Source organism: Methylobacterium sp. J-070, from assembly GCF_022829385.1.
Lineage (GTDB): Bacteria > Pseudomonadota > Alphaproteobacteria > Rhizobiales > Beijerinckiaceae > Methylobacterium.
The window spans coordinates 137,762-152,557 of the sequence record NZ_JAKSXX010000290.1; the positions used below are offsets into that span (position 1 = coordinate 137,762).

Consider the following 14,796-nt stretch of genomic DNA (forward strand, 5'->3'; position numbering starts at 1 on the left):
CGGGCGTTCCGGAGCCCGGGCCCGGCGGCAACTCGGCGTCATCGGCGATCCGCGCTGAGCTGGTGAGCAATACACTCCGCGCCGACAATCGATCGTCCGCACGGAAGTGCAGCGGGCGAACACTCGCTCGTGCGCCATTCCGAAAGATCGATTAATCTTCTCAAGGCATCCGGAAAATCCTCGAAATCAAGAACTGGAAAAAGTCAAATCTACTTTGCCTGTGAATGTTGCCGAAAGATGTTAGACGCGCCGGACAGATCTTGACGCAACGCGAACCGACGCAACCACGACCAGCCTGCGACAAGGTCAAGACGACGTTCGACCGACGGCAGGACGATGATCAGCGATATCTCGAATGGATCCGCCCGATGGGTCCGGACACTGACCGCATTGCTGATCACAGGCGCGGCGCTTCATCCGCCGGGTCCCGGATCAGGTTCCGCTGTCGCTTCACCTGCCCGGGAAAGGGCGCGCGTCAGAAGCCTCGGCGTACCGATCCCATACCGGGTGCTCGGCCAAACACCTTGAACGGGCTGGGTCGAGACCTTCGGAAACCCGGGATGTCGGGACGGACAAGTGATCGGAGCGGCGGTCAGTCCAGCGTCTTGCCGAGCCGCCCGGCCAGGTCCTGGATGAACTGGAACGCGGTGCGGCCCGAGCGCGAGCCGCGGGTGGTGGCCCATTCCAGGGATTCCGCCCGCAGCTGCTCCGGATTCACGGCGAGGCCGTAGCGCTCGGCATAGGCGCGGATCATCGCCAGATACTCGTCCTGGCTGCATTTGTGGAAGCCGAGCCAGAGACCGAACCGGTCCGAGAGCGAGACCTTCTCCTCGACCGCCTCGCCGGGGTTGATCGCCGTGGAGCGCTCGTTCTCCACCATGTCGCGGGCGAGCAGGTGGCGCCGGTTGGAGGTGGCGTAGAACAGCACGTTCCCGGGCCGCCCCTCGATGCCGCCGTCGAGCGCCGTCTTGAGCGACTTGTAGGAGGTGTCGTCGGCATCGAACGAGAGGTCGTCGCAGTAGACCAGCCAGCGGTGCGGGTCGGGGCGCAGCAGGCCCATCAGGTCCGGCAGGGCCTCGATGTCCTCGCGGTGGATCTCCACGAGCTTCATCGGCAGCGATCCGGCGGGCCGGCGGGCGTTGATCTCGGCATGGGCCGCCTTGACCAGGGAGGATTTGCCCATGCCGCGGGCGCCCCACAGCAGGGCGTTGTTGGCCGGCAAGCCGCGGGCGAAGCGCTCGGTGTTCTCCACCAGGATGTCGCGCGCCCGGTCGATGCCGGTGAGCAGGCCCATCTCCACCCGGGCCACCTGCGGCACCGGGGTGAGCCGGCGCTCGGGTCCCCACAGGAAGGCATCGGCGGCGTTCGGGTCGAAGGCCGGCGGGACCGGGGGCGCGGCCCGCTCCAGCGCGGTGGCGATGCGCTCCAGGAGCGGCATCAGGGTGTCGAGGGTGGGGGCGCTCGTCATCGGCTCGGAGGGTTCGGGGTGGGCAGGGGGCCGGTTCTACGGGGATCGTCGCGGGAAAGCATCCGGTTGCGGACGCATGGCGTGGCCCATCGGCTCTTTCCAGGCGTTGAACCGCATTCCGACGCCATTGCGGCGGCGCATTGATATGGTGCACGGCCCCTTTCCCGGGCGCATGCCGCGACAGCGGAATGCGCCCGGGATCCAGCGCGAGACATCGCGGAGCGTCAAAAAATGTGCCGCTTCGCGGCGCTCCTCGCGCTGGATCCCGGATCAGGTTCCGCTGACGCTCCACCTGTCCGGGCAAGGGCGTGTGCCCGTCATGAGCGCGGGAGCAGCGATCCGACACCGCGCTCCACGTCGGACACCTTGGAGGGGCTGCGCGGTTTCCCGAACGCGGGGCCGGGATCGAGCGTTGGCGTCTCCAGAGGGCGAGACGCGCCGCCGGGGAACAGAGATGGACGCGGGACCGACCATCCGGATCACCCAGGTCGATGCTTACGTCTTCACCGTCGATTTCGGTGCCGCCCTGCCGGCGCTCGTCACCGACGAGGCGCCCCCGATCGGCGGCGGGACCGGGCCGTTTCCCGAGCAGGTCCTGATCGCCGGCGTCGCGAACTGCCTCTGCGCCAGTCTCGTCTTCGCCCTCGGAAAGTTCCGGCAGGAGGGGCGGGGCGTCGCCGCCGAGGCGTCGTGCCGGGTGGAACGCAACCTGGACGGCCGCCTGCGCATCACCGGCATCGACGTGCGGATCGGCCTGGGCGCCGCCGCCGACGAGATGCCCCGGATCGACCGGGTGCTGGAGCAGTTCGAGCGGTTCTGCACCGTCTCGGAGAGCGTGAAGGCCGGGATCCCGGTCGCCGTCTCGGTGACGGATCGCGACGGAACCCGCCTGAAATGAGCGCCCCCGCCGAAAGATCCGCCGGCCGGCGCATTCTCGCAGCGCGAACCGGTCGGCCGAACCGGACAAGGAGACGCCATGTCGGATGAGACCCGAGAGCCCGCCCGCGCCCCGGAAGCGCTGGCCGCCCTCTTCAACCGGTACGCCAATGCCGGCGACGTCGAGGGGCTCGTCGCCCTCTACGAGCCCGACGCGGTGCTGGCCGCCGGCCGGGTCGTGGCCACCGGGCACGCCGAGATCCGCAGCTTCTACACCGATCTGCTGGCGCGCAAATCCGACTTCCCGAGCCCGGAAACCCTGCCGCCCCTGCGCACCGGGGCGCTGGCCATGACCTTCGCCCGGCTGCCCAACGGTGCCTTCTCGGTGGAGGTCGCCCGCGAGCAGGCGGACGGGACGTGGCTCTGGGCGATCGACCAGCTCAAGCTCGCGCCACCGAAGGACTGACGGCCACGGTCGGGGCGCCCCTGCGCTTGTCCCACCGGGCGCGATGCGGCAAAGCGGGGCCCGCGCGCCGACGCCGCGCGCAAAGACCCGAGCCGACTCGATGCACGACATCCGCGCCATCCGGGAGAACCCGGACGCCTTCGACCGCGACCTCGCCCGCCGGGGCCTCGCGCCGCTCTCGGCCGCGCTGATCGCCCTCGACGAGGCGCGCAAGTCCGCCGTGTCGGCCGCGCAGGCCAACCAGGAGCGGCGCAACGCGCTCGCCAAGGAGATCGGCGGCGCCAAGAAGGCCAAGGACGAGGCCCGCGCCGCCGCGCTGATGGCGGAGGTCGCGGCGCTGAAAGGCGCCGAGCCGGAGCTGAAGGCCGCGCAGGACGAGGCCGACAAGGCCCTGGCGGACCGCCTCGCGGCCATCCCGAACCGGCCGAAGGCCGACGTGCCGGAGGGCGCGGACGAGCACGGCAACGTGCTCTACCGCAGCCATGCCTCGACCCGCGCGCGGCTCACCGAGGGACGTGAGCATTTCGATCTCGGCGAGGCCGCCGGCCTGATGGATTTCGAGGCGGCGGCCAAGATGTCGGGCTCGCGCTTCGTGGTGCTGAAGGGTCAGCTCGCCCGGCTGGAGCGGGCGCTCGGCCAGTTCATGCTCGACCTGCACACGCAGGAGCACGGCTATCTGGAGGTGGCGCCGCCGGTGCTGGTGCGCGACGCGGCCATGTTCGGCACGGCGCAGCTGCCGAAGTTCGAGGATGACCAGTTCTCGGTCTTCAAGGGCCTGGACTATGTGAAGTCGCTGCGCGGTCCAGGGCAGGGCGATGCGCCCCCCCCGGACGCCGCCCCGATCAGCGACGAGCATTTCTGGCTCGTCCCCACCGCCGAAGTCCCCCTCACGAACCTCGTCCGCGAATCCATCCTCCGCGAGGAGGAGCTGCCCCTGCGCTTCACCGCGCTGACCCCCTGCTTCCGGGCCGAGGCCGGGGCGGCGGGGCGCGACACCCGCGGCATGCTGCGCCAGCACCAGTTCAACAAGGTCGAGCTGGTCTCGATCACCACGCCCGAAGAATCCGCCAACGAGCACGAGCGGATGCTCACCTGCGCGGAGGCGGTCCTGAAGAAGCTGGATCTGCCCTACCAGGTGATGACGCTCTGCACCGGCGACATGGGCTTCGCCTCGCAAAAAACCTACGACATCGAGGTCTGGGTGCCGGGCCAGCGCACCCACCGCGAGATCTCCTCGTGCTCCGTCTGCGGCGACTTCCAGGCCCGCCGGATGAACGCCCGCTTCCGGGGCAAGGACGGCAAGCCGGCCTATGTCCACACCCTCAACGGCTCGGGGGTCGCGGTCGGCCGCGCGCTCATCGCCGTGATGGAGAACTATCAGAACCCGGACGGGAGCATCACGATCCCGTCGGTGCTCCACCCCTACATGGGCGGGCTCAACCGGATCGAGGGCACCCGCTGATGCGCATCCTGGTCACCAACGACGACGGCATCCACGCGCCGGGCCTCGCCACCCTGGAGGAGATCGCCCGGGAATTGTCCGACGACGTCTGGGTCGTGGCGCCGGAGAGCGACCAGTCCGGCGTGTCGCACTCGCTGTCGCTGAACGACCCGCTGCGGCTGCGGCAGATCTCGGACCAGCGTTTCGCCGTGAAGGGCACGCCCTCCGACTGCGTGATCCTCGGCGTGCGCCACATCCTGGAGGATCACGGGCCGGACCTCGTCCTGTCCGGGGTCAACCGCGGCCAGAACGTCGCCGAGGACGTGACCTATTCGGGCACCATCGCGGCCGCCATGGAGGGGACGATCCTGGGCATCCGCTCCATCGCGATGAGCCAGGCCTACGGCCCGGGCGGGCGCGGCAACCTCAAATGGGACTGCGCCAAGGCCCACGGGGCGCGCGTCGTCCGGAAGATCCTGGAGACCGGGATCGAACCCGGCATCCTGGTCAACGTGAATTTTCCGGATTGCGAGCCGGCCGACGTGCAGGGGATCGCAGTGGCGGCCCAGGGGTTCCGCAACCAGGCGCTGCTGTCGATCGACGCCCGGGTCGACGGCCGCGGCAACCCGTATTTCTGGCTCGCCTTCGCCAAGGCCCGTTTCGAGCCCGGCCACGGCTCGGACCTCAAGGCCATCGCGGAGAAGCGGATCGCGGTGACGCCGCTCCGCCTCGACCTCACCGACGAGCCGACCTTGACGCGCTTCGCGCAGGCCTTCGCCGAGTGATCGATCTGGGCAGCCTGGAGACGGCTGCCGGCAACGCGGCCTTCGTGATGGCGCTCCGGGGCAGGGGGCTGCGGGACACAGCGGTCCTCCGGGCGATGGAGCAGGTACCGCGGGAGGCCTTCGCGCCGCCCCCGCATCGGGAGCATGCCCGGCGGGACATCGCCCTGCCGCTGCCCTGCGGCGCGTCCATGACGGCGCCTTCGACGGTGGCACTGATGCTGGCGCTGCTGCGGGTCGGGTCCGGCCAGCGTGTCCTGGAGATCGGCACCGGATCGGGCTACGTCACGGCTTTGCTCGCCCGGCTCGGGGCCGGCGCGGTCCTGAGCCTGGAACGCTACGCCTCCCTCGCCGCCGACGCGGCGATGCGGCTCGCCGCCCTGTCGGAGGTGCACGTCGTCCGGGCCGACGGCCTCGCCCCGAAGCTGCCGGACGGGGGCTTCGACCGGATCCTGGTGCACGGCAGCGTGAACGCGATCCCGCCGCACTGGCGCGCGGCCCTCGAACCCGGCGGACGGCTGGTCACGGGGCTCAGGGGCGATGGGGTGTGCCGGGTCGCGGTGCTTGCGTCGCCGGAGGCCGAAGCGGAGGCGGGCGTCCCGATCCGCCTCGCGGCGCTGGTGCCGGAACTGGCGCAAATTCTATGACACCGTGGCCTCTGCGCCGCGGCAGGCGACCCTTCTTCCTTCCGCCACGTCGATCGATGCGCTTTACATCGTGAGACGCAGCGAGTTGCCGTCGGACCTCCGGGATCTCGATCGCGTGACGCTCACCGCCGCTGAGGTGACGGATGACGGCTTCACGATGGTTGTGGGGACCGAAGGAACGATCGTCGACATCCGGCGCGACGGTGTGGATTTTGAGGTCGAGTTCGCGGAGCCGGTCAGCGCGCTCGCCCCCGTCGCGGCGGCGGACCTCCGCCCCGTGAAACGCGCAGTCGCTTGAGCCATCCGAACTGGCCGCGAAGTTGGTCGCTCGACCCCCGCAAGATCGACGGCTGCACGAGACTATCAAAGCTCAGATCGGCCTTCCAACCCATCCCCCCTCATCCTGAGGTGCCGGAGCGTAGCGGAAGCCTCGAAGGAGCCCTCCAGGGATCGCGCGGCTGGCTGGAGCCCTCCTTCGAGGCCCGCTGACGCGGTCACCTCAGGATGAGGACGCTGGTTGGAATCACCCGATCCGCCGCGACGCCCGCCACAGGTGCCAGAGCCGGCGCCAGCGCGGCAGCTCCACGGACGTGTTGAGCGGATCGTAGCTCGCCCGCTCCATGGCGGCGAGGTAGGGCTCCACGAGGGCCACCGGCAGGAACGCGGCCCCGGCCGAGGGCGCGATGGTCGGCCGTGCCGCCTCGAAGGCCTTCAGGTGCTGCCGGGCGAGGGCGCGCAGGTCGGCGCAGGCCCGGCGCAGGCCCGGGCCGCCGCGGCCGGTGACGACGTCCTCGCGGGTGACCCCGTAGCGCGCGAGGATGTCGGCGGGCAGGTAGACCTGTCCCGAGCGGGCGTGCCAGGGCAGGGCGCGCAGCAGGCCGGTGATCCCGTAGGCGACGCCGGCATGCCCGGCCGCGCCCGCGCCGCCGGGCTCCGCGCCGTGGCCGATCACGAGGCTCGCCAGGCGGAACAGCGCCGAGGCGGTCTCGCCGCAATAGCCCTCCAGGTCGTTCACCCGGGGCATCGGATCCTCGTAGAGGTCGAACACCCGGGCGTCGATCAGGTCGACGAAGGGCTGGCGGCCGAGGCGGTTCACCCGGATCGCCTCCTCGAGGGCGGCCGCCACCGGATTGGCGCGCACGTCGCCCCGGGCCTCGCCCTGGAGGGCGTCGCGCCACCATTGCAGGCGGATCTCCCCGGCCATGGGGTTCGAGGCCGCCTCGCGCACCCGGGCGATGGTCAGGCTGAAGGCGTAGAGCGCGAACAGGTGCGGCCGTGCTTCGGCCGGCGCGAACAGCGTGGCGTAGTAGCGGTCCGGGTCGCCGGCCCGGACCAGACCCTCGCAATGGGATTGCGCGAAGGGGAGGCCCGTCTCGGCGGTCGTGCCCTCGACCTCCGGCATCAGGCCACCGCGATCAGAGCGGCCGCGACCTTACGGTTCTCGGCCACCAGGATGTTGTAGGTCCGGGCGGCGGCCCCGGTCTGCATCACGTCGAGGCCGACGCCGAAATCCTTGAGCCACCCCCGCAGGGCCGGATCGATGGCCGCGATGTCGAGGCCGGTCCCGACGAGCAGGAGCTCGATCCCCCCGGCCTCCGCCTGGACCGGGCGCAGCGCCGCCCGATCGATCGCCCGCGGCTCCGTCACCTCCCAGGCGCGCACCCCCGAGGGCAGGAGCAGGATCGAGCCACGATGCGACATGCCGGCGAAGCGGAAGCCGCCGTTGCCATAGGTGTCGATGATGTGGCGCCCGGGCACGAAGCCCGACTCGAAGCCCGTCGATGTCTCCCGCTCGGCCATGTCGGAAACAGACTACTCCGCCGGTTGCGGGACACCGGACCGCTCGGCGGCCGCCCGGGCGCCCGAGAGCATCAGGCCCAGGTAGATCAACACCGGCGTCGAGATGAAGATCGCCGAGTACGTGCAGATCACGACGCCGCAGAGCATCACCACGGCGAACCCCTTGATCGCCTCGCCGCCGAACAAGACCAGGGCCAGCAGCGACAGGGACGACGAGATCGACGTCATCACGGTGCGCGACATGGTCGAATTGATCGACAGGTTGAGCAGATCGACGGTCGGGATCGTCTTGTACCGGCGCATCAGCTCCCGGGTACGGTCGAACACCACCACCGTCTCGTTCAGCGAGTAGCCGACGATGGTCAGGATCGCGGCGATCGAGGTCATGTTGAACTCGATGCGGGTGACGATGAACACGCCCATCGTCAGCACGATGTCGTGGAGGGTGCCCACGATGGCGCCGAGCGCCAGCTCCCGCTCGAAACGGAACCACAGGTAGAGCAGAACCGCTACCACCGACAGCACGACGCCGAGCGTGCCCGACTGCACCAGCTCGCCGGAGACCCGCGGGCCGACGGTCTCGGTGCGGCGGAACTCGTAATCCTGATCGAAGGCGGCGTGCGCCTTGTTCATCACCGCGGTCTGGCCCTGCTCGCCGGGCTGAAGCGGCAGGCGGACCAGCACCGTGCCCTGGTTGCCGAGTTCCTGCACCTCCGGCTCACCGAAGCCGAAGCCGACGGCCGTGTGCCGGATCGCGGCCACATCCGCGTTGCCCGACTTCGCCTGCAGCTCGACCAGGGTGCCGCCCTTGAAATCGATGCCGAAGTTCAGCCCGATCGTCAGGAACAGCGCCACGGTGGCGAGCGACAGCAGCGCCGAGAGCGGGAAGGTGAAGCGCCGGAATCGCATGAAGTCGAAATGCGATTCATCGGGCCAGAGGCGGAGCAGGCGCATTGTTTCGGACCTAACATTTGGGGAGTGACAGCGCCGACCCGCTCATCCCATCCTTACCCTCATCCTGAGGTGCCGGAGCGCAGCGGAGGCCTCGAAGGAGGCCTCCAGAACTCACGGCGCCGGCTGGAGGGCTCCTTCGAGGCCCGCTGGCGCGGGCACCTCAGGATGAGGGCGTGGTTTGGAGCGGCCTTTGCCAGCGGTGATCGGTCTCCCGAAAGTGAGCATCTTCAGAACGGCAGGGCCTTCGGCCGGAAGGTCTTGTACCACACCGCGATCATCATCCGGGTCAGCGTCACCGCGGTGATGACCGTCGTGAGGATGCCGAGGATGAACACCACCGCGAACCCCTTCACCGGGCCCGAGCCGAGGAAGAACAGGATCAGGGCGGCGATCGCCATGGTCGAGTTCGAGTCGATGATCGTCGCGAACGCCCGATCGAAGCCCGCCTGGAGGGCCGAGATCAGCGAGCGGCCGGCATGGCTCTCCTCGCGCATGCGCTCGTAGATCAGCACGTTGGAATCCACCGCGGTGCCGATGGTGAGCACGATCCCGGCGATGCCCGGCAGGGTCATGGTCGCCTCCAGCACCGACATCAGGCCGAGGATCAGGCCCACGTGGACCATCAGGGCGATGTTGGCGATGAACCCGAAGGTCCCGTAGGTGGCGAACATGAAGCAGACCACCAGGCCCGCCGCCACCAGCGTGGCGAGCTTGCCGGCCTCGATGGAATCGCGGCCGAGCCCCGGCCCGACGACGCGGCGCTCGACCACGGTGAACTTCGCCGGCAGCGCGCCGGCCCGCAGCAGGACGGACAGGTCGTTGGCCTGCTGCACGGTGAAGTTGCCGGTGATCTGGCCCGATCCGCCGGTGATCGCCGAGCGGATCACCGGGGCCGACACGACCTCGTTGTCGAGCACGATCGCCATGCGCCGGCCGACGTTCTCGGAGGTCGCCTGACCGAAGCGCTGCGCCCCGCGCAGGTTGAACTTGAAGCTGACCATCGGCTCGTGGGACTGCTGGTCGAAGGAGGGCTGCGCGTCGGTCAGCTCGCCGCCGTCGGCCATGACCCGACGCTCCACCGGCACCTTGGCGCCCTTCTCGTCCTTGGAGGGCAGCATATCGACATCGCCCGAGGGGCTGTCGGAGAGCATCCGGAATTCGAGCTTGGCGGTGGAGCCGAGGAGCTTCTCCAGCCGCTCGGGGTTCTGCTCGCCCGGCACCTGGATCAAAATACGGTCGGCGCCCTGCTGCTGGATCGAGGGCTCGGTGGTGCCGGTGGAATCCAGGCGGCGGCGGATGACCTCGATACCCTGGCTCACGGCCCGCCGGGTGCGGTCGGTGATGCCGGCATCGGTGAGCGTCAGGCGGACCAAGCCCCCCGGCTGCTCGGACACGTCCAGGGTGCGGGCCGCCGTCTGGCCGAGCGAGGTGGTGATCGGCTGCGACAGTTCCTGAAGCTTCGGCAGGACCTTGGCCCGGGCGGCATCGTCCGCGATCTTCACCTGGACGCCGCGCTGGAGCAGGCCGATGCCGCCGTCGGCGCGGACGCTCTCCTGCTGGAGCACCCGGCGCACGTCGTCGCGCAGGGCCTTGGCCTGGGAGGCGATCAGCTCGTTCTGGTCGACCTCGAGAAGCAATTGCGAGCCGCCCTGGAGGTCAAGGCCGAGCACGATCGCGCGGGTCGGCACCACCCAGCTCGGGAACCACGAGGGCAGGCTGGCGACGAAGCCCTTCCGCTGCTCGGGCGAGAAGAAGCTCGGCACGGCGAGCATCAGGCCGATCAGGATAAGGCCAAGCGTCGCGATGATCTTCGCACGGGAGAAGCGCAGCATCGGCCGTCTTTTTTCTCTTGTGGGCCGGCACGTTACGCCGGCCGGTTCAACTGGAAGTTCAGACGGCCTTCACCGAGCCCTTGGCCCGGACCTCGGAGATCATCGACCGGACCACCCGCACGCGCACGTTCGGGGCGATCTCTACCTCGATCTCGGGCTGGTCGTCCGACGCCTTGACCACGCGGCCGACGAGGCCGCCGTTGGTGACGATCGTGTCGTCCCGACGCACGGCCTTCAGCAGCGTCTGGTGATCCTTGACCCGCTTCTGCTGCGGCCGCAGGATCAGGAAATACATGATCACGAAGATCAGGACGAACGGGACCACCTGAAAGGCGATCTCCGCTCCGCCAGCGGCCGTACCGGCCGCTTGCGCGAAGGCGGGGGTGATCAACGAGCGTCTCCTGCAAATGGCGCGCGGGCCGGCGGCCGGTTTTCGGCGTGGCCAGACCTGTCGAAAAGCGCGCGGACTATAGCCAGGGGCTTCCCGAAAGCAACGCCGAAGCGGCGCGGACCCGCGACGGCGTCAGACCAGGGCGCGGACCGCCGCCGCGAAGGCGTCCGACGCCTCCTGCGGAAAGTTGTGCCCGACCCCCGCGACGATCTCACGCCGATACGGGCCCGTGAAGTGGCGCGCGTCGGTGTCGGCGACCGACGGCGGCCCGACGCCGTCCTCGGCGCCCAGCAGGACGATCGACGGCACGGAGATCTGCGGCTGGGCCGCCAGACGCGCCTCGATCTCCACCAGCGCCGGGTCGCCCGGCACGAGGCCGAAACGGTGGCGGTAGGAATGCACCACCACGTCCACGAAATCGGGATTCTCGAAGGCGCGGGCGGTCGCCGCGAAGGTGGCCGCGTCGAAGGTCCAGGTCGGCGACCAGAGCTGCCAGAGCAGGCGGCAGAACGCGTCGCGGTTCGCCGCGAGGCCCGCCCGGCCGCGCTCGCCGTGAAGGTAGTACTGGTACCAGAGCCGGTGCTCGGCTTCCGGCGCGACCGGTCGGCCGGCGGCCGGGATGTTCTGGATGTTGTAGCCGACGCCGCAGCTCACGAGGCCCCTGGCCCGGTCCGGCCACAGCGCCGCGACCACGCAGGCCGCTCGACCGCCCCAATCGTAGCCGGCGAGCACGGCGCGCTCGATGCCGAGGGCGTCGAGAAAGGCCAAGAGGTCGGCTCCGAGGGCCGCCTGCTCGCCCGAGCGGGGGGTCGCGGCGTCGACGAACCGGGTCGGTCCATAGCCGCGCAGGTACGGGACGAGGCAGCGGATCCCGGTGCCGGCCAGTCGCTCGGCCGCCGCTTCGCAGGCGCGGATGTCGTACGGGAAGCCGTGGAGCAGCACCGCGGGCGGACCGTCCGGCGGTCCGACCTCCCGATAGGCGACGTCCAGCACGCCCGCGCGCACGCGCTTCATGATGACTCCCGGAACCCGGCGTCCCGCATCCTAGGACCGGGCGCGAAGGCGTTGCAAACGGAAGACCGTCCAGATCCGCTGACCGGCCGTGGCGCGTGCGCAGGACCCGCGCGGCGATCCACCGCGCAATTGCCGCACGCGCTTGCCGACGGCCGGGCGCGCCCGAAGTCCCGAGCGCATCGCAACACGCGACGGTGGAGACTCATGGGCCTGCTCGACACTGCGAAGAACCTGATCGGCGATGTCACCGCGGCGGCCGACCGGGCGCTGGAGGCGACCGGCAGCGGCAAGCTCGCGATGGCGTTGGCGAAGTTCTACCCCGGGGGCCTCGCGGGCTTCCTCGACCGCCTGCGCGCGGACGGCCACGGAACGGCCGTCGATTCCTGGTCGTCCTCCGGGGAACGGCAGACCGTCCCGGCCGCCGCCGTCGCGGCCTGCCTGCCGGAGGCGGTCACCGAGCGCCTCGCCTACGATCTCGGTCTGCCGCAGGATCGCGTCGCCACGGCCCTGTCGGAGTTCCTGCCGGCCGCCGTCGCCGAGCAGAGCGCGGACGGCCGGCTCAGGCCACAACCGAACTTCAGCACCCAAATCCGCTGAGCGGGCGGAGAAGGCGGGCGGCGCCCCGGGTTCCGGCGAGGTGGTGCTAGGGGGTCGCGCACTTCATCTGGGGCGGCGCGGTCGCGCAACTCAGGGAGCAGCTCTGCTTGGCGAAGCAGTACCAGGTCAGCTCCCCGCTCTTCAGGCAGGCGCCGCCGCAATGCCGATACACCCCGTAGAGGGGCCGGACGAAGACGCCGTCCGTGAGGGTTCGCTCAATACGGGCTGGCCGGGGCGTCTCATCCGGCACCGCCAGTGCCGCGCCGGTCGCAACGAACAGCACGACAGACAGCGCCAAACATCTCATGACCGCTTGACCGTGGACGGAGGCCGAGCCGGCATACCGGGCAAACATCCGGGTGGTGTCGATTAAATTGCGGTTCACGCGGCTCGGCGGCCCGCGCGCTCTCCCGTTTCCCGGCCGGCGCTCTAGAATGCCAGCGAACGGCGGGACCGCCAGGAGGACAGGATGAGTCTGCTCGATTCCCTCGGTGGCTCGCTGGGCCAGATGGCGCTCAAGGCGCTGCCCGGCATCATTCAGCAGGTCCTTCCGGGCGGCCTCAACGCGCTGCTCGAGCAGCTCCGCCGCTCCGGCTACGAGAGCCAGGTCAATTCCTGGCTGGGCCGCGGGCCCAATGAGCCGATCACCGCCGACGACCTGCGCAAGGTCCTGAACAACGAGCAGGTGCACCAGATGGCGCAGAAGCTCGGCATCCCGGTGGATCAGCTCTTCCCGACCCTCGCCGAGACGCTGCCCGCGGCGGTGGACCACCACAGCCCCGAGGGGACGCTGCGGGAGCCGCAGCGGTAACGGTGCGCAACGAGAAAGGCGGCCCCTCCCGGGACCGCCTCTCGTTCCGGATCGCGTGGACCGCTCAGTTGCTGGCCAGCTGAGACATCGGGTCCACGGGCGAACCGCCCTTGCGAATCTCGAAATGCAGCTGCGGCGAGGTCACGTTGCCGGAGGCGCCGGACTTGGCAATGGTCTGGCCGCGCTTGACCTTGTCGCCGGGCTTCACGTCGATCTCGCCGTTGTGGGCGTAGGCCGACACGTAGCCGTTGGCGTGGCGCACGAGGACGAGCTTGCCGTAGCCCTTCACGTCGGAGCCGGCATACGCCACGGTGCCCTCCTCGGCGGCCTTCACGGGCGTACCCTCCGGCACCGCGATGTTGATGCCCTCGTTGCCCGAGGTGCCGTAGCCCGAGATCACCCGGCCCTTCGCGGGCCAGCGGAAGCTCTCCGAAGCCGAGGCATCGGCCACCGAGCCGGTCGCGGCCGGCTCCGGCTTGGCCGGGGCGACGGGGGCGGCTGCCTTCGGCGCCTCCTTGGCGGCGACCTTCTCGGTCTTCTCGGCGGCGGCCGCCTTCTGGGCGGCCTCCTTGGCGGCCTTCGCCTCGGCGAGCTTCTGGGCCGCCTCGGCCTTCGCAGCCGCCTTCGCTTCGGCCTTGGCTTCCGTGGCCTTCGCCTCCGCCTTGGCTTTCGCCTCGGCCTTGGCCTCAACCTTCTTGTCGTCGGCCTTCCTGTCGTCGGCCTTGGCGACCTGTCCGGGACGCACGTGCCGCGGCTTGTCGTCCTCCTTCACCGAAGCCTCCTTGCGGGACTTGGCGTCGGCGACCTTCCGGGCGGCGGCGTCGCGGGCGAGGGCCTCCTTGCGCTCGGCGTCCTTGCGGTCCGCTTCTTTGCGGTCGGCCTCCTTCGCGGCGGCGGCGCGCTTGGCCGCCTCCTTGGCCGCCTCCTTGGCCTCCTCGCGCTTCGCGGCGATCTTCGACTCGACCTGCTTGGCGTCCTCGCGCTTCTCCTCGGCCGCGCGGGCGGGGCGGGCCGTCATGGGAGCCGCGGCGGGGTTCATGCCGGAGGCGTTGTAGACCGGGATCACGAGCTGCCGCCCCGGCGTGATCTGGCTCGCGCTGGTCAATCCGTTGGCCGACAGGATCGCCGATGCGGGCACGCCGAACCGCGTGGACATCTGGTTCAAGCTGTCGTTCTGCGAGACGGTAATCTGCGTCCCGCCCTGCGCGCTCCAGCCGACCGCGCCGGTGGAGGCGACGCGGGTCGGGGGTGCGGCGGAATGGGTCGGGGCCGGGCTGGCGGCGGCGACGGGACGCGGGGTCGAGGGCGGGCTCAGCGCCTCCGACTGGATCCGGCCGGTCCGGATCGCGGGCCCGGGCTTCAGGGTGCCGTCCGGCAGGCTGCCTGTGGCGGAGGGCTCCGCGTCGAACGGGTTCGAGAACGGGTTGGTCAGCCGCGAGGCGTCCGACGAACAGGCGGCCGCCGCACCGCCGATGATGCCGATGAGCGCGACGCGCGAGAGCGTCCGCAACATCTGACCCGTACCGCGCACCCGCATCGACGCACCCGTTTGCCTGACGCAACCTGATGCCCCAATGAAGACGGATTCAGGTTAAGCAACCGTTCCCGTTCCGCATGTCTGCGACCCTCGCGCGAAGGAACGCGCAGAGATTTCGCGCGCCGCGAGGGATGATCCGGTGGGGGACGCGCGTGCCTTTTTCATCCCGGGCGGCACCCC

Annotated in this window: 17 protein-coding genes; 8 read left to right on the forward strand and 9 right to left on the reverse strand. The window is 70.1% G+C overall.

Annotation, left to right across the window (positions count from 1 at the left end; translation table 11 throughout):
- Positions 1–592 precede the first annotated feature (592 nt).
- The gene (locus MKL01_RS32660) at positions 593–1,468 is read right to left on the reverse strand and encodes an ATP-binding protein (RefSeq protein WP_243909323.1); all 876 of its coding nucleotides are present in this window, start codon (positions 1,466–1,468) and stop codon (positions 593–595) included.
- Between the two features lie 454 nt (positions 1,469–1,922).
- Between MKL01_RS32660 and MKL01_RS32665 the strand changes: the two genes are divergently transcribed.
- From MKL01_RS32665 to MKL01_RS32690, 6 genes are all read left to right on the forward strand, one after another.
- Positions 1,923–2,366 carry an OsmC family protein gene (locus MKL01_RS32665; RefSeq protein WP_243909324.1) on the forward strand — a complete coding sequence of 148 codons (444 nt, stop codon included), beginning with the start codon at positions 1,923–1,925 and terminating at the stop codon, positions 2,364–2,366.
- Positions 2,367–2,444: 78 nt separating this feature from the next.
- The gene (locus MKL01_RS32670; protein ID WP_243909325.1) at positions 2,445–2,810 is read left to right on the forward strand and encodes a YybH family protein; all 366 of its coding nucleotides are present in this window, start codon (positions 2,445–2,447) and stop codon (positions 2,808–2,810) included.
- Positions 2,811–2,910: 100 nt separating this feature from the next.
- Positions 2,911–4,272 carry a serine--tRNA ligase gene (serS, locus tag MKL01_RS32675; protein WP_243909326.1) on the forward strand — a complete coding sequence of 454 codons (1,362 nt, stop codon included), beginning with the start codon at positions 2,911–2,913 and terminating at the stop codon, positions 4,270–4,272.
- Positions 4,272–5,036: a 5'/3'-nucleotidase SurE gene (gene surE / locus MKL01_RS32680; protein ID WP_243909327.1), complete on the forward strand. Its 765-nt coding sequence runs from the start codon at positions 4,272–4,274 to the stop codon at positions 5,034–5,036. The genes serS and surE overlap by 1 nt, the downstream gene beginning before the upstream one ends.
- On the forward strand, positions 5,033–5,680 hold the full coding sequence (locus tag MKL01_RS32685) for a protein-L-isoaspartate O-methyltransferase family protein (protein WP_243909328.1): 648 nt from the start codon (positions 5,033–5,035) through the stop codon (positions 5,678–5,680). Before surE ends, MKL01_RS32685 begins: the two co-directional genes overlap by 4 nt.
- Before the next feature lie 4 nt (positions 5,681–5,684).
- A complete protein-coding gene (locus MKL01_RS32690) occupies positions 5,685–5,978 on the forward strand; it encodes a DUF4926 domain-containing protein (RefSeq protein ID WP_243909329.1) in 294 nt (97 codons plus the stop codon).
- A 225-nt stretch (positions 5,979–6,203) separates the two neighbouring features.
- Here the strand turns inward: MKL01_RS32690 and MKL01_RS32695 are convergent, their stop codons facing one another.
- From MKL01_RS32695 to MKL01_RS32720, 6 genes are all read right to left on the reverse strand, one after another.
- Positions 6,204–7,082 (reverse strand): phytoene/squalene synthase family protein, encoded by an 879-nt coding sequence (locus tag MKL01_RS32695; RefSeq protein ID WP_243909330.1) that lies wholly within the window; start codon positions 7,080–7,082, stop codon positions 6,204–6,206.
- Entirely contained in the window at positions 7,082–7,480 is a 399-nt protein-coding gene (locus tag MKL01_RS32700) for an Mth938-like domain-containing protein (RefSeq protein ID WP_243909331.1), read from the reverse strand. The genes MKL01_RS32695 and MKL01_RS32700 overlap by 1 nt, the downstream gene beginning before the upstream one ends.
- A gap of 12 nt (positions 7,481–7,492) precedes the next feature.
- Entirely contained in the window at positions 7,493–8,434 is a 942-nt protein-coding gene (secF, locus tag MKL01_RS32705; RefSeq protein ID WP_243909332.1) for a protein translocase subunit SecF, read from the reverse strand.
- A 227-nt stretch (positions 8,435–8,661) separates the two neighbouring features.
- On the reverse strand, positions 8,662–10,266 hold the full coding sequence (gene secD, locus MKL01_RS32710; protein ID WP_243909333.1) for a protein translocase subunit SecD: 1,605 nt from the start codon (positions 10,264–10,266) through the stop codon (positions 8,662–8,664).
- A gap of 58 nt (positions 10,267–10,324) precedes the next feature.
- Positions 10,325–10,657, reverse strand: coding sequence for a preprotein translocase subunit YajC (gene yajC / locus MKL01_RS32715; RefSeq protein WP_243909334.1), 333 nt, complete (start codon positions 10,655–10,657; stop codon positions 10,325–10,327).
- 132 nt (positions 10,658–10,789) lie between these two features.
- A complete protein-coding gene (locus MKL01_RS32720; protein WP_243909335.1) occupies positions 10,790–11,671 on the reverse strand; it encodes an alpha/beta fold hydrolase in 882 nt (293 codons plus the stop codon).
- A gap of 204 nt (positions 11,672–11,875) precedes the next feature.
- On the opposite strand from MKL01_RS32720, the gene MKL01_RS32725 reads away from it, so the two are divergent.
- On the forward strand, positions 11,876–12,268 hold the full coding sequence (locus tag MKL01_RS32725; protein WP_243909336.1) for a YidB family protein: 393 nt from the start codon (positions 11,876–11,878) through the stop codon (positions 12,266–12,268).
- 46 nt (positions 12,269–12,314) lie between these two features.
- On the opposite strand, the gene MKL01_RS32730 is transcribed toward MKL01_RS32725, so the two are convergent.
- Complete coding sequence (locus tag MKL01_RS32730) at positions 12,315–12,575, reverse strand: hypothetical protein (protein WP_243909337.1); 261 nt, start codon at positions 12,573–12,575, stop codon at positions 12,315–12,317.
- 162 nt (positions 12,576–12,737) lie between these two features.
- Here MKL01_RS32730 and MKL01_RS32735 point away from each other — a divergent pair, with 162 nt between their 5' ends.
- A complete protein-coding gene (locus MKL01_RS32735) occupies positions 12,738–13,079 on the forward strand; it encodes a YidB family protein (protein ID WP_243909338.1) in 342 nt (113 codons plus the stop codon).
- Between the two features lie 64 nt (positions 13,080–13,143).
- On the opposite strand, the gene MKL01_RS32740 is transcribed toward MKL01_RS32735, so the two are convergent.
- A complete protein-coding gene (locus tag MKL01_RS32740; protein ID WP_243909339.1) occupies positions 13,144–14,616 on the reverse strand; it encodes a peptidoglycan DD-metalloendopeptidase family protein in 1,473 nt (490 codons plus the stop codon).
- Positions 14,617–14,796: the final 180 nt, after the last annotated feature.